The following is a 19,138-nucleotide window of genomic DNA, read 5'->3' as shown; positions in this document are numbered from 1 at the left end:
AACGGTTCAAACCTTATGGGATTCAAATCTAAGCTTAGAATACTTTATGAACATCTGACCTGAAAACAAGTAAAATGAAATTTTTCTTGGTTGTAATTTTTAGTATTATCATAATTACTGTCTCTCCTGCTTTTGCTGCTATCTCTCTTGACAAATCCCCATACACGTGGACTGATAAAATCAACATTAGAATCACAGAGCATGGAGTTGATTCAGATGGTGCATCAGTTAGAGTCTATACTGAAGATCATGAGATAAGAAACTACAAGCTAGCAAAGGCTGGAAACGGATTGTACACTGGAGAGATAATCTTGACTGGATTTTTGCATGATGTAAATGGCGATGGAAAGTATGACACAAATCCTCGCACAACGGGAACTGGACCTAACAATGGATTTCTTGAGAGCAGCAGAGATGATGAATTTACAATTCTAGTAAGATTTGCAGATGGTGATGAGATAAAAAAATCTGTAAAAATTAACTGGAATGTCGGTACTATGGATTATACTAGAATGTTTAATGGATATGGAGAATCATTTCTCATAACAGTCAATGATCCTGACATGAATCTTAATCCTGATACTCTGGATACACTTTCTATTCAGGTATTTTCTGATTCTGATAAAGCAGGACTAGTTATTGATGCAAAAGAACTACATGACAGTCCTGGAACTTTTGTAGCCTATTTCTCTACTTCACAAGATGATTCAAGTGGACGTAGTTTGTATGCACTACCTGATGATGTTATCTATGTACAGTATGATGACCATACACTTCCAAAACCCTATTCTGTCAATGATGATTTAGCTGTATCTGTAGAGTTGCATCCATTTCCATTTGAACAACTAGATGCTAAAAATATAGAGTGGAGTCAGGCAAATTACAGTACAAAAAATGGTACAAGCTCTGCTAAAATTATTGTAACTGATCATGAGCAAAACAAGTTTGCAAACAGCATTGACACTGTTAAAGCCAAAATCCTCTCTGATAGCTCCCTTGAAGGAATAACAATTGATCTTTATGAAACAAGTAAAGATTCAGGAGTCTTTGAGCGTACATTTGCATTTAGTGACAAACGTTCTGGACCCAATATTCTGTATGGAAATCAAGGAGATACAATGACTGCACTGTATGATCCTCAACAATCAATTGATTCGAAAAATTTTCTGACTGCAACTACACTATTGGGCTCTACTGGCCCTCCATTGGAGCGTGCACCAGTAAGTGCTCCAAGAATATCTGATCTGAAACACAACACCATTGTTTATCCTGTAGTTGGAGAGCAGGTGCTACTTACCTCTGATATTGCAAATCAACAAGACCGTGAACAACGATTTGTCTGGATTGCACAAATTATTGACAGTGACAAAAAAACTCAAGCATTGTCTTGGATTGATGGAACCCTAAACCCTCTGTCCTCTTTTAGCCCAGCTACCTCGTGGATTCCAAATGTTGCAGGAGACTACAGGGTTGTATTCTTTGTGTGGCAGAGCATTGAAAATCCTACTGCCTTGTCTCCTCCAATAGAATTTGATTTTACTGTACTAGATGAGGATCCTACAAGACATCACTATGAAGAACTTACTCCTGATGACTTGGAAGCAAGGCAAAACATGATTGAAGAATTGAGAACTGTTCCTGGAGAAAATAGTATGGATCATCTATCTGATGACGCTCGTGATTTTGTGATATCTGAAGTACTCAAAAATAACAAAGTCTCATCAATACTTGATGGCTATACATATGATGTTGAATGTTGTTCGTTTTCAGTTGACAGAAAAAATCCACCACTAAATCAACATGTTGGACTGAAATTCAATGTTGAAGAAAAATATCTCTTTGTCACTGTAACTTTTGATTTGAAACAAGAAAAAATTACCGCAATTCTTAAGGGTTCTAGTGATGGATTTTCAATAATACCTGTTGATGATAAAAAATGAAAACTCGACTTTTGATAATAATTTCTGTTATTGTTGCAATTGCTTTAATAATTTCATTGTCTCCATACATTACTCCTTACTTCATAATTCAGGACAGAATGATTCATTGCCAAGAATTGTTTGAAACAGCACACCTGCAAAGAATGCATATTCAAGTGTTTCAAGAAAAATATCTGCCAGAATTAGTATATTGCAGTGAAAAAGGTTTCTTATCCTCTGATGAAATTCAATACATTGATCATTATCATGATTTTCTAGAATTTACTTGTGATGATTTGAAGACAATAAAACCCGCATTTACTTCTGAAATTCAACAATATGGATACTCTATAGCATTAGATAGATGTACAGATGTAGATGTTATCCAAAATAACTATGGCAGTTTCCCTCTAGACATAATTGAAAATACTCAAGTTGAACCTGAGCCTGAATGTAAACCTGAACCAAGACCTGAGAATGAAGGAGGATTATGGATGTTTGATTATGAAAAATGTGAATGGAATAAAAAACAATGGTGGATGAGTGATCAACTAGAGAAAATTATTCAAGATTGTCTAGATCCCGAAAACAAAATTGGTGATAAGGGTATGAGTAATGGAACTACTAAACTCAAAACAACCACTTGCACTTGGCAACATGGGGGATTTTACAATCAGGTTTACGTTGAAGAATGGGCTGATCCAGTCCCACTAATTCAGGATAATAAAATAATAGGACCTGACGGTCAAATATTCAAAATACTTGAGGATTAAATGAAAACTAGATTTTTAATAATAATTGGAGTAATTATGATGACTACAATTCCATTTGTTACATTTGCTGCACTTGATAGATATGAAAATTATTTGGAACAATTAGAGTATGAAAGACAGAGAATAGAGAATGAACCAAAGCCCGGAGAACGTTCGTACATTGAACCAGAATTAAAAGCAAAACTTGAGGGTATAGAACTTGATCTTAGGAAAAAAGTCAGACAATTGCATGAGGATTTGCCACCAAGTTCGTATGCAGTAAATCTGAATCACCAAACCAAGGAAATTGAGGCTGTGATTGAAAATAAAGAATTGATCCCAATAATCAAAGAATTTACAAAAAAATATCCTGATGATGTTGCAATTATTGTAGAGTATGGAAAAATAAGTATTGATGGTTTTAACTTTAGACCAAATGATGATGTAGATGTAAAGTCTAAAGAGTATATTGCAAATTGTGATGAAACAATACACAAGGAAAAACTGCCAGATCTAATCATAGAAAACTCTACTCACAACTATGATATGCAGTATTGTAAATGGGAGTTAAAGTATCCTGATTTGACATTAATTTCTGATAAAAATCTCCTAAACAACTATCCTTATTGTGCAGAACTCTTTGATACTTTGTTTGAATATTACCAATCAATTCGTGATCCTTGTGGCATGCAAAGGTACAATGAGGATGGTACGCCAAGAGGTATATGTGAACCAGCACCTGCTGGTGCAGGCGTACCATATGATCTCAACATGATAAAGAGTGGATGTGCATTTTCATTTGAGGAATGGGCATATCAAACAAATCATAACGATGATGTGTTTTACCTGTTTGATAGAGCAGAAATTAATACTAAAATTCATGACAATCTAGATGAGTATGTTCCAGTGATAGACAAATTGTGTAATGACAATGATTACCTTAATGTAAAACCAAACATAAAATTCAGAAACAACACTCACTGGATTGACACTGATCACTGTACATTGAATAGAAAATGAAAACCAAACCCTTGATAATCATTGGAGTAATTGGGGTTGTCTTGTCATTTTTTGTGATAACTGGATTTCTCGTGTTTGTTATGGGTCCACTTACCCACCAACAGATTGATGAATATCAGTCAAATGAATTGGTGCAGCAGTTTCGTGAGACTTATCCTCTAAGTGGAATAACTTCCATGTCTGGAACTTTGTTTGAAAAAGAAATCAGCTTTACATACTCCAAGAATGCAAGATATGTTTCATTGACATTCTCAGATAGTTTGGATGGTCAACAAATTACTTACAAATGCGAGAGAATAATATCCTCTCAGGAACCTGTAGAAATATTCTACTTTGAGGAACCTACTATTCAAACAATCAAGGATAATGTATGCGGGGAATATGATTGAAAATGAAAACTAATTTTGTTCCCAAAAATGGTTCAAACCTTATGGGAATCAGATCTTTTCTTCTTTATTGTTAAATATGATAATTTGAAATTTTTCTTGTGACTAGAACAAATAGCAAGAAATCTGTCGCACTGACTGCTATAATGGCACTTGTTGTCATGATGGCATTAGGAATCACTGACGTGTTTGGTGATCATGAGGCAGATGTACTAGTTCACGAGTTTGGAGAGCTTCTTGAAGGTGTTGAAGCAGAGATTCTAAAAATCCCAAATGATACAGGATCTCCAATAAACACATCTGATACGATGCAAACTGAAATGATTTTGTCCCAGATTGCATATCTTGAAGCCTTTGACGAAGTAATTCGTTCACAAATTCTCTAAAGTACTCGTAGTTTTTCCCTAGTGGAAACTAAATTTTGAGTACTTGTTTTTACATATTTTATTTGTACAAGTACTCTAACCCTCATTTTTTTCTGATAATTGGTTCAAGTTTTATGAGATTCAAACCCAAGGATTCAAAACAATAATTATCCTGAATATTTCTAATTGATTCATGCCTTCATTTGAAGATGAAATGCTTGATGTTATGAACAAAGCAGCAATAGCATTATTACTATCTGTTGGCCATAGAACCAAACTCTTTGATGCAATGTCAAAACTTGAACCCTCTACTAGTCAAGAGATTGCAACTGCCGCAAATCTCAATGAAAGATATGTTCGAGAATGGCTAGGAGGTCTTGTTACTTCAAAAATTATTGATTATGATCCTGAATCTCAAAAATATTCACTATCAAAAGAAAAGGCAGAGTTTCTGACAAGAGATGGAGAATACAACTTCGCATCATCAATGCAATGGATTCCTGCATTGGCATATGTTGAGGATCATATTGTTGATTGCTTTGAGAAAGGCGGTGGTGTTTCTTATGAAATGTTTAATCGATTTCATACTGTAATGGCTGAAGAAAGTCAGCAGACAGTTTTGCCAGCACTAGTAAAAGAAATCTTACCATTAATTCCAACCTATGAGAAATTACATTCTGGTCTCAAAGTCCTAGATGTTGGTTGTGGAAGTGGTAGAGCAATCAATCTGATGGCAAAATCATTTCCAAATTCTCACTTTACTGGTTATGATTTTTCATCCGAAGCAATTCAAAATGCCAAAAATGAGGCACAAAAACTTGGATTATCTAATGTGACCTTTGAAAAACAAGATGCAGCAAACTTTGATAGTGAAAATTCTTTTGATGTAATTACTGCATTTGATGCAATTCATGATCAAGCAAATCCTGATAAAGTTTTAGAAAACATCAAAAAAGCACTAAAACCTGATGGAATATTTATGATGCAAGATATTCGTGCTTCATCAAAATTAGAAAATAACATGAATCATTCATTGGCACCTTACCTTTACACAGTTTCGTGCTTGCATTGCATGACTGTATCTTTGGCATTAGAAGGAAAAGGTCTTGGTGCTATGTGGGGCAAAGAATTAGCAACTCAAATGCTCAATGAAGCAGGATTTTCCAGTGTGGATGTAAAAGAACTTCCACATGATCCAATCAACTATTACTATATTGCAAAACCATAATTTGTAATTTAATTGAAATACTAGTTTTTTTCAAAAAACAATATGATCAAAAGTGTACTATTCCTTGTAGTTGTTTTATTTTCTTCAAATGTTATGATTCTAGATTCCTATCAAACCCACATATCTAGTCCAATAATTACATCAGAGAAATTCAACTACAAACAAGGAGAAGACATTGTAATTTCAGGATGGGTAAATTACAATGATGAAGCAACATCAGATGTACTGTTACGAGTAACTGCAGCAACTCCTAACGGAATAAAAATTTTTGATGACTACACAACAAGTAATGCTGATGGAGAATTTTCTATATCGATTCCAATACCTGTTGATGCAGAAACAGGAAACTATTTTCTTCAAGTAATCAGCCAGTGCAGAGAAATTCATAGACAAGTATGCACACATCAATACGAATCACTATCAATTAGTGTTGAAGGTGTGCCAAATCAAATTCCAGAATGGATAAAAAACAATGTTGAATGGTGGGCTGATGGCATTATTGGTGACCAAGAATTTGTGCGTGGAATAGAGTTTCTCATCAATCAAGGCATTCTAGTTGTGCCTCCAACTGTAATTTCTGATGAACAATCAGATGAAATTCCTGATTGGATCAAAAATAACGGAAAATGGTGGACTGAGGGAATAATCTCTGATGATGAATTTCTAAATAATATTCAATTTTTGATTGCAAACGGAATACTGTCTGTACCATCTGCTGTTTTAGAACCTCAAACTTTTTCAGGCCAATTTCATGATGCTGATTTTATACATAGAGTCTCTGGTACTGCAAGCATAGAATTCACACCTGATCAAGGAGGAACTCTGCACTTTGATGAAACCTTTGACACAACACATGGTCCTGATTTGTACGTGTATCTTGCAACTGACAAATCTGCAAATGATTTTGTTAGTGTTGGACAAATACAGTCATTTGGTGGAGAGCAATCATACATCATTCCCTCTGATGTAGATTTGACAAAATACGATAATGTTTTGATTTGGTGTCAAGCATTTAGTACTTTATTTGGACATGCTGAACTGGAATGAAAATTTGCATAATAGAATATAATCATATTGTATCATTTCCATTTTTGGCAGGATCTCCTTAATTATAACAAACTTGAAAAATACGCATGGCAAAAAGAATCACAATAATGCTTAATGATGAATTCGATAAGAAAATTAGAATGATTCAAGCAAAACAGATCATAAAAACCGAAAAATCAGTAAGCTTCTCTAATGTGTTAAATGAAGTTTTACGAAAAGGTCTCAAGTAAATTTTGAACCTGTTATAATGGGTTCAAGTCTAGATGAATTTCTTTACTGTCTTTTGAACAGACTGGTTTACGTTACTGATAATTTTAGGTGATGCACCCAAGTGTTTTTCAGGTGAGAATATTGCATCAATCTCTTTGTCAGTTAGCTTTGATGTGAATGCCTTGTCATTTTTGATTGCATCTTTGTAGAGCATTCCCTTGTCATTTGCCAAAAATGCAACTCGCTGCACGTCTCTGTATGCAACAAATCTTGGAACACCTTTCTTGATTAGTGCTTCTAAAACAAATTCAGCAAAGATTTGTCCCTTTGTGATGTAGAGATTATCAACAATTCTCTTTTCATTTACCAATAGATTTGAAACAATTCTAGTCATGGTTTCAAGCATCTCATCTACAAGAATTGATACTGTAGGAATTACAAATCGCTCATTAGCTGAATTTGATAAATCACGCTCGTGCCAAAGTGGAATGTTCTCAAATGATAGAGCAACTTGGCTTCTAACTAGCTTGGATAATGATGATACACGCTCACTTTTGATTGGATTTCTCTTTACGGGAACTGCACTGCTTCCCATCTGACCTTTCTTGAATTGCTCAGCTACCTCACCAATCTCTGTTCTCTGCAAATTTCTAATCTCTATTGCAATTTTCTCTAATGTTGCACCAATCAAAGCTAACTCAAAGACGTATTCTGCATATCTCTCCCTTGGAACAACTTGAGTTGTAACTTCAGCTGGGAACAATTTCAATCTCTTTGCAGCTCGTCTCTGGACTTCAAGTGATTTTGCACCCATTAGCGAACCTGTTCCAACAACACCTAGTGTCTTGCAAATCAAAATTCTTTTCTTGATTTCTTCAATTCTCTCAACGTGCTTTGCCATCTCGGCTGCCCAATTTGCAAATTTTAATCCAAATGAAATGATACTGGCATGCTGTCCGTGTGTTCTACCAACTGCTGGAACCTTGGAGTGCTTTACTGCTTTTTTTGCTAAAATGGATGCAATCTTTGCAACTTTTGGTTCAATGATTAATAATGCATCGCGCATCTGCATAGAGTTACTCGTATCAACCAAGTCATTGCTTGTCAATCCATAGTGAATCCATGGTCTTGCATCTTTGGTACACTTTTCACTTAGTGATTCAACAAGTGCTGCTGTATCGTGATCACTTTTAGCTTCAAGTTGCTTGATTCTCTTTGCAGTAATTTTACCTGAATTTGCAGTTTTGAAAATTTTTCTTCCAACTGTTTTTGGAATCATTCCAATTTCACTTTGTGAAATTGCAGCTGCTCCTTCAATTTGTAATTGATAGTCGACTTTATTCTGTTCACTAAAAATTTCCATCATTTCTTTAGTGCCATAACGGCCACTATCAATAGGTAGAATTGCCAATGATTCAGATTGAATCTATTGGAAAATAAATCTACTCCTAGTCTAGTATCGTGATTTGTTTATTGTGGCAATCTTTCTTTGAGATCTAGGCTCCTTTGTCTTGGCCTTTGACTTGCTCACTTTGCCTTCTTTTTTGATGCTTTTCCCACTTCTTCTTGCTGCCCTTGATGCTTTTGCTCTAGTTTTTTGTTCGTCTTTTTGTTTCTCTTTCTCTTCTTCAGTTAGTTTTCGTCTTACCATATTTTCTAAATGTAATTTATCATAGTTAAGTCCTATCATCATTTTCCGTTTTGAATTTTTCAAGAATCATATTTTACTGAAGATTAAAATTGCAACTTGTAGATTTTCAAATTGTATGGGTGACATTACTCCAAAGAAAATTGGTGAGAATCAATACCAAATTGATGCTGATTCTAATTTAGGAATGAAAGTTCCAGTAAAGATTTACGCAAATCAAGGATTACTTGACAAAATGCTTACAGATAGAACTATCATGCAAGCAAGAAATGTCTCATCTATTCCTGGAATCGTAGGACACAGTGTAGTTTTACCTGATGGACATGAAGGGTATGGTTTTCCAGTAGGTGGAGTTGCTGCTATGGATGCTGAAGAAGGAATGATCAGTCCTGGTGGTGTCGGTTATGACATTAACTGTGGAGTGAGATTGCTCCGCTCTAATCTAACTGAAGAAGTAGTTCGCTCAAAACTAAAGGACTTGGTAACTGATTTGTTTAGTTCAATTCCTTCAGGAGTTGGCTCTAAAGGTGCAGTAAAACTTAGTCACTCAGAACTAGACGAGGTTCTAGTTAATGGTGTAAACTGGGCAATTGATCATGGTTATGGTTCTACAAATGATTCAGATGTTTGTGAAGAGAATGGTCAGATAAAAAATGCAGACCCTAACAAAGTTTCAGATAAAGCAAGAAAGAGAGGAGCTCCACAACTTGGAAGTTTAGGCTCTGGAAATCACTTTTTAGAAATTCAAAAGGTTGCAGAAGTTCATGATGAAGAAGCAGCTGAAAAGATGGGAATCAAAGAAGGAACAATTACAGTTCTAGTTCATTGTGGTTCAAGAGGATTTGGTCACCAAGTTTGTAGTGATTATTTGAGAGTATCAGAACAAGCAATGTCAAAGTATGACATCACTCTACCAGACAGAGAACTTGCATGTGTTCCAAATACTTCTGAAGAAGGAGAGTCTTACAGAAAAGCAATGTTTGCAGCTTTAAACTTTGCATGGAGTAACAGACAGATGATCACTCATTGGACAAGAAAATCTTTTGAACGCGTATTCAACCAATCTGAATCTGATCTTGACATGAAACTAGTGTACGACGTTGCACACAATATAGCTAAAGTTGAAAAACACAAAGTAAACGGAGAAGAAAGAAAACTAGTTGTCCACAGAAAAGGTGCAACTAGAGCATTTCCTGCAAACAGAGATGAGGTTCCAACAAAATATCGTCATTTGGGGCAACCCGTATTGGTTCCAGGTTCAATGGGTACTGCAAGCTGGATACTTTTAGGACAACCAAATTCTATGGACTTGAGCTTTGGTTCTACTGCACATGGTGCAGGAAGAACAATGTCACGTTCCAAAGCAAGACGAAATTACACTGAAGATGATGTTAAAAAATCCCTAAATGACAAGGGCATATTTATCAAGGCATTAACCCGAGATGGAGTTGTGGAAGAGACACCTCAAGCCTACAAGGACGTTAATTCTGTAGTTGATGTATCTCACAATCTAGGAATTGCCACCAAAGTAGCAAAATTGGTGCCTATAGGTGTGATTAAAGGTTGAGCGACGATTCAGAACTAGAGCGACTAAAGGCAAAGAGACTAGCAGAGATGCAAAAAAACATCAACACTAGACAGGATTCAGAAAAAACTCCAGAGCAAACACAAGAAAAACCACCTGAAAACCCACGAGATATCCTAGTCAAAGTTTTGGGATTCAGAGGACTAGAAGTGTTACAAAATGCAGAATCTCAATTTCCAAATGAAACTGCAATGATTGTACAAAAATTATCCGAACTAATCAAATCTGGAGAACTAAATGAGACAATTGATGGTGGTAAACTCATGACACTGTTTAGAGCAGTTGGACTACACATCCGAATGGAAACTAAAATCAATGTTGAACAAGATGGAAAATTTGTTTCATTAACTGACAAACTCACCAAACAATCAAAGGATGAATAATGGCAATAACTCTAGAAATTTCTACAAAAAATTATTCTGATGATGCATTTAACATCAAAAGAGCTCTCTCCCACATGGAAACATTAACTGGTGCATACAACGGATACATGTTCAGTGAACCAAAAGAAAATTTTGGTTGGACTTTTTTTCAAATTGCATTCAAATCAGATTTACATGACGGCATTACAACAAAATTTGCTGATATGTTAACAAGATACAGATCAAAACCTGAAGAAAAGTTTGCAGAATTTATGCGAGATTATTTTGCTTCTAAAAATTGTGAAGTTAAAGTTAGAGTAGTTGCCTAGACTCTTCTTCCTCTCTTTCCACCCTTCTTTCTAGTGGTGTCATGAGGAATAGGTGTAACATCATCAATTCTTCCAATCTTAAATCCACCTCTTGCTAATGCTCTGATTGCAGCTTGTGCACCTGGACCTGGAACTCTAGAACCAACTCCACCAACTGCGCGAACTCTGATGTGAAATCCTGTGAATCCTTTTGTCTTTGCAGATTCTACAACTTGATTTGCAGCTTTCATTGCAGCAAATGGTGATGATTCGTATCTGTCTGCATTGACATGAATTCCACCTGAACTGATAGAAACAGTTTCTCCACCAGTAAGATCGGTCATGTGAATGATTGTGTTATTGTAACTACTGTAAATGTGAGCGATACCCCATTTTTCTGGGCCCTCTTTCTTTGCCTCTGGTTGGGCTTTTTCTACTACTGCCTCGGATTTTGCTTCCTCGACAGGTGCCTCAGTCTCTTGGGCTGGTGCCTCTTCGACTGGTGCTTCCTCAACTTTGGCTTCAGTTTCTGACAATGACTACTCACACCTAAAGGGGTTTAAAAAACATTGATTTTGGAATTTTGCTTTGATTTTGCCACTTGGCCCAAAATCGACTATTATTCTTATACTGAAAAACTCTGAATTTCCGTATGGGAAACATTTGGTTTCTGGCAATCGGTGTGGCAGTAGCTGCTGCCTTGTTTGGTTCAATGGCAATGCAATCAATGGCACCGATCAATGAAGTGATTTTATCTCCCCAAGAAAAAAAATGCCAACAAATTGCAAATGAAGGATACAAGATGCATGCACTATACCCTGAAGCACAACCTGATGATTTGCCTGAAGATGATAAAAAGAGATTACTCTACCTTGATGACTTGTGGATGACTGAATGTGTTGCAGTGTTACCTGCTGAATCTGTTTTTGAAATAGTAAACAATGTAGAGCGAGACGTATCACACGACGAATAATTATCTAAAGTGTTTCCAACCTTTGTCTTTGAGAGGAATGTCTTTGTTGTCTCTTTGTAATATTACACCTTTTCCTGTAGTTACGTAACCAATTTCAATTATTGGTGTTCTGAGTGATTTTGCATTTTTTAGAATTGTTTTCTTGTGTTTTGGATTAATGGTAAACACAAACTCGTACTCTTCTCCTCCATGAAAGACTAGATTATCTTGGTTTGACTTTGCAAATTCTCCTAGATCTTTTTTGTGCGGAGAGTTGTTTATGACAAATTTCTTTTTTGATTGCTTTGCCATCTCATTTAGTGTAGTGGATAGTCCATCGCTGGAATCCATTGATGATGTAAAGTATCTCTTGTTCTTTACTCCAAAATCTACTCTTGGCTTTGGATGAGTCACTGCTTTGATTGCTTTTGCAACAAACTCTCTCTTTCCTTTCTTTTTGTAGAGTAGTATGCTCAAACCTGCACCAGTATAGCCAAATGGACCTGTTGCAAAGATCAAATCTTTGCTCTCGGAACCATTTCTAGGTACAATTTTCTCAGCGCTCCCAAACAGGCATACATTGAACACAATCTCCTTTCCAGCATTTGTGTCGCCTCCTAGAATGGAGATTCCAAACTCACTGCATGCCTTTCTGAATCCAGTGGCTGCTTCTTCCACTTTTGAGCGTGAAATATTTGAGGGAAAGTTAATTGAGATTATGCCATATTGTGGCTTTACTCCTTTGGCAGCAAAGTCACTTACACATGCCACCACACTCTTTCTTGCAGCTTCACCCAGTTTCATTTTGGGAGGGATGTCTGTGCTTTGAACAAGTGTGTCAGTTTTGGCTATGATGTTTTGCTTTAGCTTGAAAATCTCTACGTCTTCAGAATTTTTGTTACCTAGTTTCCTTTGAAAGATTTTGATAATTTCAGACTCATCTAACTTGCTCATAACTTTGATTCACCAACTCTATTGTATCTTTTACAATTTGTTTGCACTTGTTCTCATCATTTGATTCAGCTGAAACCCTAATGATATCTTCAGTGTTTGATTTTCTTACCAACACCCAACTGTTCTCATCAATGATCCCTTTAACACCATCAAGTGTAATTGTTTCAGAATAGTTTTTCTCAAATGTTGTTTGCACTTTTTCTATTACTTTGTCGTGCAACTGTGCATCAATTGCAGTCTTGTCTCTTATTTGGAAATAACTTTCCATAAAGTCTAGTATCTCATTGTACTTTGCAGTTCCAAGCATTGATGAAATCAAACCACTAGTTAGAATTCCTTCTCTACAATAATTAAACTCAGGCAAAATAAAACCACCACTACTTCCTTCTCCACCAGCTTGTGCATTGTCTTTTATCATCTGTTCAATGACGTTTGCTTCACCAACTTTGGTTCGCTGTACAGTTCCACCGTTTTCTTTGATGAACTTTTCAACTGAAACACTAGTGTCAATGCTTAGAACAAATTTCTTGTAACCAAGATCTAACGACTTTGCAACACCCAATCCCAATGTTACATCTGGTGTCTGTTTCTTTCCATTTCTTACAACAACTAGTCTATCTCCATCCAAGTCAAATGCAAAACCAACATCTTTTCCTGATGATGCTGAAACCAAATCTGATAAACTGTCTGCAGTAGGATCAGGGCCTCTAGTAGAACCTTCAAGGTTTTCATTAATGGTATGGACCTTACATCCAATTGATTCTAGCAACTCAGGCGCAAATCCCTTTGCCGCACCGCCTCCAATATCTACCACAACTTCGGGGTTGTTCTCCAAACTTCCTATGATTTTTCTTGCATCCTCAATGTATGATGATGAAATGTCTTGCTCTGCTCCAATCTTTGTCTTTGGAATCTCTTGTTTTTCTATAATTTTTGGAAGTTCTTTTTCATTGATTCCTCTTCCTTCAATGATGAACTTCAAACCATTCCATTGAATTGGATTGTGAGATGATGATACAACAATTCCTGCACCATACTTTCTTGCTTCTCTAAAAACTACTGGTGTTGGAACTGTCTCTAAATTAAAAACATCAATTCCGTTTTGCATTAAAGCTGCACTTGCAGCATCTTTCATCATGGAACCTGTGGGTCTGGTATCTTTTCCGATTGCGCATTTTCCAGACTGCACTAATGATGAAAAGTTGTTACAAAACTCTAGTACGTCTTTAAGATAAAGATCTTCACCAAATATTCCTCTAATTCCAGAAATTGTTTTCTTCAATCAATCCAACTCAGGAAGGCTTTTTATTAACTCTGATGGATTTCTCCTGACGTGCCTTGGTAGCTCAGCCTGGTAGAGCGAACGCCTCGTAAGCGTTAGGTCGCGGGTTCAGATCCCGTCCGAGGCTCTAATTTAATTTCAAAAAATTTTGTAAATAATTAATTTGATTCATCAAGGGATTCAATGTCTACTTCTAGTTCTTTCCCTAAACCAATCCACCATTGTTTAGATTCTTCTGTCATATTCCCCTCGTAATTATCCTAAAACTATCCTTTATAGATCTGTCGGTTGATCAAATATTGATCATTTCCTAACTTTTTATTCAGATTCTTCTTCTCTCTTTCTTTTGAATTTCCTGTACATGATTATTGTCAGTGCAGCTCCGGCACATCCCCAAAACAATGGTGATAATCCAGGTTCAACTGTAGGCTGAAAAGCTCCAACAAAGCTTGCAAACATGATAGCTATCAAAACTAATCCGCCTAACTCTAGCATTTTTGCCATTTTTTCTCTGCGCTTTGTGATTATATCAAAAAGATATATGGTTTTGTAAATTACCTCAAAACATGGACAAGTATCTCACTGTACTATTGATGTTCATGATTGTAACTATTGCAATAGCATTCTTTGATCCTACCACTGGAGATATGAGATTCATTCCACATCTATTCTATAGTGGAATTGCAGGAATAATCATTATCTTCGTTTACAGTTCCTACAAGGAAAAGAAAGCACGAAGAGAAGCAAATGCTAAACGAAAAAGATCTAAAAAGTAGCTTTTAGAGTTCTAGACCAAATGATTCAGCAATACTTGAAAAGTTTGCATAAGATTCCAAATATTGTCTTCCTTTTGGTGTAATTACAAAAGTGTTCTTTCCGTCATATTCGATTTTGTTGATTAGGCCTGCTCCAGTCAAGTTATCCAAGAATTTGGATAGTCTGGAATGTGATAAATTGGCCTTTGTTAATAGTGAGGTTGTCTTGATGCCTTCCTGTCCAGACTGTTCAGTAACAGTCAGTAAATCAGCTACAATTTGCATGCTAGTTCTATAGGAAACCATACGTAGTAACTCTCAAACTCTGATATAAGGGTATTACCACCAATTCAGATCAGATAAATAATCTCCCGCATGATTTGCCAACAATGTCTGCAATTCCGTGGTTTGATGACTTTGAAGGGGTAGCTTACAGGTATTATGATCTTCGCATGAATGTTGTTCCGCTAGTTTCAGACAGAAAAAAATCTGCTTCTTTGTGGCATGACACCATTCACTTCTGGGTTGATCCCTCAATTAAGATCAGATTTGTCGAGATTGGTGACAAATACTGGTTTATCATGGGCGCTGACTCTCAAAAGCCTGACACGAATCTTTCTTTCTACAAAGTATTGCAAAAGTCCGAACACTATGAGCGATTCAAGAAAGGTCATGGTGGTGAAGCATATCTTAGATTGGGAACATATGCACACAAGTCACTTGATGATGTCAAAAAGGATGCATTGTGTAATTGCGGTCATGAGGCAAGAGATCATGATGAAAATGACAATGATGAATGTCTCTACAACGATTGTGATTGCAAAGAGTTTTCAACTTTTCAAGTAAACTTGTTAAAACGTAAAAAAACAATTACTGACATTCAATTTCTTAAAGAAGAAGATGTAAAAGATGATCCGCTTGTCTGGAATTGTTTTAATGCAAATGATTTTTCAGAATCAGAAACTTAATCCAAGTGTTTGTTTACTCTAACGTGATCTCCAGGATAATATTCATGAAGATGTTTTGAATAACAGTCACCGCAAAGCATTCCATCAATTCCCCATTCTTTCATTGGATTGAATGGATTTTTGATTTCTCCACTGCAAATTGCGCATTTACCTTTTGAACCCAAAGTGTTTTCTGCTCTTTTTAATCAATATAAAAAACATTCCCGCATGCAGATGAAAATTATGTTAAATACAACCTGTTTTTAGGAAATTCAGGTACTAGTCTGACCAATGTAAACCTCCTGCAAGATTTTTACTTGGTTGGGCTATTGCCTACTAGAATCACAACAAACTGTTTGTGAGTTTCTTTAGTGCCAAGATTTCATCTTCTTCTTGTCTTATCTTCTTGTCAATTACCCGAAGCATCGTGTCATTCCATACGTGTTGAGAGAAAAAGTTGTGCTTTGTGTTTGCCATTTCGATTTCATCATCAACTACTGTATCCTCAAGGAATTTGGTAACAATGACGTCAGCTAGCTTTAAAATTCGAGAATTTAGTTTGAAACTGCGAAAAACTGGCTCTATCTTCCTGATATCTCCCTTAAAATCGCCCTTTGATTCGAGAATTTTTTTGTGTAGAATTCTAAAGTATACTGCAACATAGAACAGAGTTGCATATCTCTTTGTCTTGTGACCTCCTTTCTTTCCATACTTTAGTGATTTTTTTGCATATTCTTTTACCAAGTATGGATACAACAAAATTCTGTAATCATCCTTTAGATTGTCATTAAAGATATCATCATACTTGCTTCCTCTTGGAAGAAACTGAGCTGGTGAACTATAAGCTTCAGTTGGTCTTTGTTCAATTCCTGCAACAAGACATTGAATTGCATCTTTTGCAACGATTACTTTTTTGTGATTGTCTGGAAGATAGTTGTTGTATGTAGAGTCTCCTGCATAGTCACACTGTTTTGATTTTGATTTTGTATCAAAAGAGCCTGCTTGAATTTCATAAAAGTATCCACAGCTTTTTAATTGTGATTTAATTGACTTGTGAAAGTCCATCAAAGAAACCAAGTCTTTTCCTCTGACAGAGTTTTGCGAGTTTCTATACTTTGTAATGTTGTTTTGTTCTTGTTCATCATCAGCTTTGATTATTGTAACTGTCATGGAGCCATCCATGTTCTTTGTTCTCTTTGAATGATCTAGTATAGAGTTTGATGTCTGTGCACCATTGACAATTTGCGGTGCATGAAGCTCTATCATGTTCTCGCCCAATTCTGAGAAATCGCTTACTACAATTGTAATTCCGTTATTGTAAAAGAAGAACTTGTTAGGGTTACTCTGCAATGTGTCTCGTAATCCCTTGTTTACCGTAGTCTTGAACTGCATCCATTGTCTGATGTTTGATTCAAAGACATAGTCTCTGTTCTTGCTAACAAACTCTGTTAATTCACGTAATTTCAAAATTCCTAGAATAGTATTCTCGTGTCTGAGCATCTTTTCTAGTCGTATTGATGACTTTTTGCCTGCAGCTGGTTTCTTTATTCTGTCCCAGAGTTTTTGAATGATCTTCTCCTCATCAATTACTTCAACAAATTCATCATGATAGTCTACTTTTTGGTCAGTAACATAACAGCACTTTACTTTGAGATTCTTTTCTTTGATTTTTGTAACAAGCTGAGCCAATTCTGGTCTCATCTTTGTAACGTCTTTTGCAAGCAGTCTCTTTGCATCTTCTTTGAACTTTGCAATTGCTTCAAGTGAATGAGATGTCCCGTATTTTGATTGAAATAATCTAATCGTGTTATCTGAAAAGTCTACTGGCAAGTATGCATCAATTCCTAGATCGTTTGCACCATCTACAATTGCATCAGCAGCATCATCTTCTGTTGCCTCAAATACTCTTGTCAGTATCCAATGAAGAAAGTTGTTTCCCTTCTCAACGTCGCTCTTTGAATTCTCAGCATACTCGTGTATGCTTCCTCTGATATTTTCAGCAAATCCTTCAAGAGGTGGGCTGGAATTTTTTTGAACTAGCAGTGTGTGAGAGCCAGGTATGTACTCTAGTAAACCGTTTCCGTTTTGAGACAATTTACTTTTCTAGTATGTTATATATTTAGAGAATTTGGTAATTATGTAATAACTTAGTTTTGGGTGTGAAATGATTTGATAAAAAAAATTGCTGCAGCAAGCATAGTTGGTATAGTAATCATTGTGTCCCTTGCTGTTGCTTTTTCAACTGAGATGGAACCACAGCCAGAACCGCAACCTGAATCAAACGCTGTCTCCTCTCATTCCATGCAAGGAGTCATACAACCTGATGTTATGACTGGAGGCGATGTTATCATGCCAACCAAAGTCTCACGACCTGGATGTGAAGAAACTGACAGATGCTACATTCCATCTGTAATTACAATTAGTGCAGGAGAATCTGTAACGTGGGTAAATGAGGATTCAGCATTTCACAGTGTAACTTCTGGATTCTATGATGCACCACAAGATCTTTTTGATAGCGGACACATGGATCCATTTGATTCCTATACGCTAACCTTTGATGAGCCAGGAACTATTGATTACTATTGCACCTTGCATCCTTGGATGGAAGGACAAGTTATTGTAGAATAAAGGTACCCGAGGGAGTCGAACCCCCTTGTATAGGCTTTGCAGGCCCACGCATAACCGTTCTGCCAGAGTACCGTTTTGAAAAACACAAAATGAACAATTAAACTCTTGTGATGATGTTAAACTATATTGTGAATACCTTGAATTTGGTGTTAATTGGAATTGTTGTAGTTCTTGGTGTGGCTTTGATGATTACTCTGATTCAAAACCAATCTCTTTCTAATGAGTTGCAATTAGATGATACACTACGAACAGCAGAACTAATTGATACGTTCAAAGGAAAATATTCAGACCGTGAGATTTCTGAATTCTATGATTCAAAAGGAATTCCATACAAATATTCTGCAAAAAACGGTGACACATATGTTGATTTGATTTTGGAAAAAGATCGTATTGTTCTGAAGGCATGGAGTGGTGATGGTGATACGCTTTGTGTAGTTTCAAATCCTCTCCCTCGAGACATTTTAGATAACTGCCCACTCAAATGGTAATTAAATCCCTGCAAGTTGAGCAAATATTCGAAGTACTTATGAACTTCGTAATTTCAGCTAAAAACATTGCAAGTATATTTTCGTAAAGAAATTCAGGCTTTTGAATATGTCTCATTTTCTGAATTAAAATTTAACAGCAGTTCTGACTTTTGCTGTGAAAAATTATCAAAATATGTCTCATCAGTAAAATCCTGGAATGGAAAGATTGGAAAATATTCTATAGTTGAAAATGAGAACTATGTTCCAATTGATTTTTGTCCTTTTTGTGGCGAAAAAATTGAATATATTTCTGTGACCTGAAA

General features: G+C 36.1%; 26 protein-coding genes and 1 tRNA gene. 18 read left to right on the top strand and 9 right to left on the bottom strand.

The window, feature by feature from the left end; translation table 11 throughout:
• The first annotated feature begins 74 nt into the window (after positions 1 to 74).
• The 8 genes from NMAR_RS07830 (at position 75) to NMAR_RS09840 (ending at position 6,947) form a co-directional block, all read left to right on the top strand.
• The gene (locus NMAR_RS07830; RefSeq protein WP_012215845.1) at positions 75 to 1,940 is read left to right on the top strand and encodes a hypothetical protein; all 1,866 of its coding nucleotides are present in this window, start codon (positions 75 to 77) and stop codon (positions 1,938 to 1,940) included.
• A complete protein-coding gene (locus NMAR_RS07825; RefSeq protein ID WP_148680214.1) occupies positions 1,937 to 2,692 on the top strand; it encodes a hypothetical protein in 756 nt (251 codons plus the stop codon). Before NMAR_RS07830 ends, NMAR_RS07825 begins: the two co-directional genes overlap by 4 nt.
• Positions 2,693 to 3,691 carry a hypothetical protein gene (locus tag NMAR_RS07820; protein WP_012215843.1) on the top strand — a complete coding sequence of 333 codons (999 nt, stop codon included), beginning with the start codon at positions 2,693 to 2,695 and terminating at the stop codon, positions 3,689 to 3,691.
• Complete coding sequence (locus NMAR_RS07815) at positions 3,688 to 4,080, top strand: hypothetical protein (RefSeq protein WP_012215842.1); 393 nt, start codon at positions 3,688 to 3,690, stop codon at positions 4,078 to 4,080. The genes NMAR_RS07820 and NMAR_RS07815 overlap by 4 nt, the downstream gene beginning before the upstream one ends.
• A gap of 98 nt (positions 4,081 to 4,178) precedes the next feature.
• A complete protein-coding gene (locus NMAR_RS07810) occupies positions 4,179 to 4,463 on the top strand; it encodes a hypothetical protein (protein WP_012215841.1) in 285 nt (94 codons plus the stop codon).
• Positions 4,464 to 4,635: 172 nt separating this feature from the next.
• Positions 4,636 to 5,670, top strand: coding sequence for a class I SAM-dependent methyltransferase (locus NMAR_RS07805; protein ID WP_012215840.1), 1,035 nt, complete (start codon positions 4,636 to 4,638; stop codon positions 5,668 to 5,670).
• Positions 5,671 to 5,712: 42 nt separating this feature from the next.
• A complete protein-coding gene (locus NMAR_RS07800; protein WP_012215839.1) occupies positions 5,713 to 6,717 on the top strand; it encodes a DM13 domain-containing protein in 1,005 nt (334 codons plus the stop codon).
• An 86-nt stretch (positions 6,718 to 6,803) separates the two neighbouring features.
• The gene (locus NMAR_RS09840; RefSeq protein WP_187146533.1) at positions 6,804 to 6,947 is read left to right on the top strand and encodes a hypothetical protein; all 144 of its coding nucleotides are present in this window, start codon (positions 6,804 to 6,806) and stop codon (positions 6,945 to 6,947) included.
• A 29-nt stretch (positions 6,948 to 6,976) separates the two neighbouring features.
• Here NMAR_RS09840 and purB read toward each other — a convergent pair whose 3' ends face one another.
• A complete protein-coding gene (gene purB, locus NMAR_RS07795) occupies positions 6,977 to 8,338 on the bottom strand; it encodes an adenylosuccinate lyase (protein WP_012215838.1) in 1,362 nt (453 codons plus the stop codon).
• A gap of 42 nt (positions 8,339 to 8,380) precedes the next feature.
• On the bottom strand, positions 8,381 to 8,620 hold the full coding sequence (locus NMAR_RS07790) for a hypothetical protein (RefSeq protein ID WP_012215837.1): 240 nt from the start codon (positions 8,618 to 8,620) through the stop codon (positions 8,381 to 8,383).
• 73 nt (positions 8,621 to 8,693) lie between these two features.
• On the opposite strand from NMAR_RS07790, the gene NMAR_RS07785 reads away from it, so the two are divergent.
• Genes NMAR_RS07785 through NMAR_RS07775 form a run of 3 tightly spaced genes read left to right on the top strand, consistent with a single transcriptional unit; the run spans position 8,694 to position 10,851 of the window.
• The gene (locus NMAR_RS07785) at positions 8,694 to 10,142 is read left to right on the top strand and encodes an RtcB family protein (protein ID WP_012215836.1); all 1,449 of its coding nucleotides are present in this window, start codon (positions 8,694 to 8,696) and stop codon (positions 10,140 to 10,142) included.
• On the top strand, positions 10,139 to 10,543 hold the full coding sequence (locus NMAR_RS07780) for a DNA-binding protein (protein ID WP_012215835.1): 405 nt from the start codon (positions 10,139 to 10,141) through the stop codon (positions 10,541 to 10,543). Before NMAR_RS07785 ends, NMAR_RS07780 begins: the two co-directional genes overlap by 4 nt.
• A complete protein-coding gene (locus tag NMAR_RS07775) occupies positions 10,543 to 10,851 on the top strand; it encodes a hypothetical protein (protein ID WP_012215834.1) in 309 nt (102 codons plus the stop codon). The genes NMAR_RS07780 and NMAR_RS07775 overlap by 1 nt, the downstream gene beginning before the upstream one ends.
• Here NMAR_RS07775 and NMAR_RS07770 read toward each other — a convergent pair.
• On the bottom strand, positions 10,848 to 11,366 hold the full coding sequence (locus NMAR_RS07770) for a 30S ribosomal protein S11 (protein WP_148680213.1): 519 nt from the start codon (positions 11,364 to 11,366) through the stop codon (positions 10,848 to 10,850). The two genes, NMAR_RS07775 and NMAR_RS07770, sit on opposite strands and share 4 nt — an antisense overlap.
• Positions 11,367 to 11,482: 116 nt before the next feature.
• Between NMAR_RS07770 and NMAR_RS07765 the strand changes: the two genes are divergently transcribed.
• Positions 11,483 to 11,803, top strand: coding sequence for a hypothetical protein (locus tag NMAR_RS07765; protein WP_012215832.1), 321 nt, complete (start codon positions 11,483 to 11,485; stop codon positions 11,801 to 11,803).
• On the opposite strand, the gene thiL is transcribed toward NMAR_RS07765, so the two are convergent.
• Positions 11,804 to 12,736, bottom strand: a complete 933-nt coding sequence (gene thiL / locus NMAR_RS07760; RefSeq protein ID WP_012215831.1) for a thiamine-phosphate kinase — start codon at positions 12,734 to 12,736, stop codon at positions 11,804 to 11,806. It lies immediately after the preceding gene.
• Entirely contained in the window at positions 12,720 to 14,018 is a 1,299-nt protein-coding gene (locus NMAR_RS07755) for a phosphomannomutase (RefSeq protein ID WP_012215830.1), read from the bottom strand. The genes thiL and NMAR_RS07755 overlap by 17 nt, the downstream gene beginning before the upstream one ends.
• A gap of 53 nt (positions 14,019 to 14,071) precedes the next feature.
• Between NMAR_RS07755 and NMAR_RS07750 the strand changes: the two genes are divergently transcribed.
• Positions 14,072 to 14,145, top strand: a tRNA-Thr gene (locus tag NMAR_RS07750).
• 191 nt (positions 14,146 to 14,336) lie between these two features.
• On the opposite strand, the gene NMAR_RS07745 is transcribed toward NMAR_RS07750, so the two are convergent.
• The gene (locus tag NMAR_RS07745; RefSeq protein WP_148680212.1) at positions 14,337 to 14,522 is read right to left on the bottom strand and encodes a hypothetical protein; all 186 of its coding nucleotides are present in this window, start codon (positions 14,520 to 14,522) and stop codon (positions 14,337 to 14,339) included.
• 62 nt (positions 14,523 to 14,584) lie between these two features.
• On the opposite strand from NMAR_RS07745, the gene NMAR_RS07740 reads away from it, so the two are divergent.
• On the top strand, positions 14,585 to 14,794 hold the full coding sequence (locus NMAR_RS07740) for a hypothetical protein (protein WP_148680211.1): 210 nt from the start codon (positions 14,585 to 14,587) through the stop codon (positions 14,792 to 14,794).
• Positions 14,795 to 14,797: 3 nt separating this feature from the next.
• Here the strand turns inward: NMAR_RS07740 and NMAR_RS07735 are convergent, their stop codons facing one another.
• Positions 14,798 to 15,079, bottom strand: coding sequence for a transcriptional regulator (locus NMAR_RS07735; RefSeq protein ID WP_012215829.1), 282 nt, complete (start codon positions 15,077 to 15,079; stop codon positions 14,798 to 14,800).
• An 83-nt stretch (positions 15,080 to 15,162) separates the two neighbouring features.
• Here NMAR_RS07735 and NMAR_RS07730 point away from each other — a divergent pair, with 83 nt between their 5' ends.
• Entirely contained in the window at positions 15,163 to 15,741 is a 579-nt protein-coding gene (locus tag NMAR_RS07730) for a hypothetical protein (RefSeq protein WP_012215828.1), read from the top strand.
• On the opposite strand, the gene NMAR_RS09835 is transcribed toward NMAR_RS07730, so the two are convergent.
• Both NMAR_RS09835 and NMAR_RS07725 read right to left on the bottom strand, forming a co-directional pair.
• Positions 15,738 to 15,905, bottom strand: coding sequence for a hypothetical protein (locus tag NMAR_RS09835; RefSeq protein WP_187146532.1), 168 nt, complete (start codon positions 15,903 to 15,905; stop codon positions 15,738 to 15,740). The genes NMAR_RS07730 and NMAR_RS09835 overlap by 4 nt on opposite strands.
• 157 nt (positions 15,906 to 16,062) lie before the next feature.
• Entirely contained in the window at positions 16,063 to 17,814 is a 1,752-nt protein-coding gene (locus NMAR_RS07725) for an AIPR family protein (RefSeq protein WP_012215827.1), read from the bottom strand.
• Between the two features lie 75 nt (positions 17,815 to 17,889).
• On the opposite strand from NMAR_RS07725, the gene NMAR_RS07720 reads away from it, so the two are divergent.
• The 3 genes from NMAR_RS07720 to NMAR_RS07710 all read left to right on the top strand — a co-directional run bounded on the left by NMAR_RS07720 (position 17,890) and on the right by NMAR_RS07710 (position 19,136).
• The gene (locus NMAR_RS07720; RefSeq protein WP_012215826.1) at positions 17,890 to 18,348 is read left to right on the top strand and encodes a cupredoxin domain-containing protein; all 459 of its coding nucleotides are present in this window, start codon (positions 17,890 to 17,892) and stop codon (positions 18,346 to 18,348) included.
• Positions 18,349 to 18,476: 128 nt separating this feature from the next.
• On the top strand, positions 18,477 to 18,836 hold the full coding sequence (locus tag NMAR_RS07715) for a hypothetical protein (RefSeq protein ID WP_148680210.1): 360 nt from the start codon (positions 18,477 to 18,479) through the stop codon (positions 18,834 to 18,836).
• Positions 18,837 to 18,902: 66 nt separating this feature from the next.
• Positions 18,903 to 19,136 carry a hypothetical protein gene (locus tag NMAR_RS07710; protein ID WP_148680209.1) on the top strand — a complete coding sequence of 78 codons (234 nt, stop codon included), beginning with the start codon at positions 18,903 to 18,905 and terminating at the stop codon, positions 19,134 to 19,136.
• Positions 19,137 to 19,138 lie beyond the last annotated feature (2 nt).

This window comes from Nitrosopumilus maritimus SCM1, assembly GCF_000018465.1.
Lineage (GTDB): Archaea > Thermoproteota > Nitrososphaeria > Nitrososphaerales > Nitrosopumilaceae > Nitrosopumilus > Nitrosopumilus maritimus.
The sequence above is the reverse complement of the archived record's forward strand: the minus strand, read 5'-3'. Positions and strand labels throughout refer to the sequence as shown.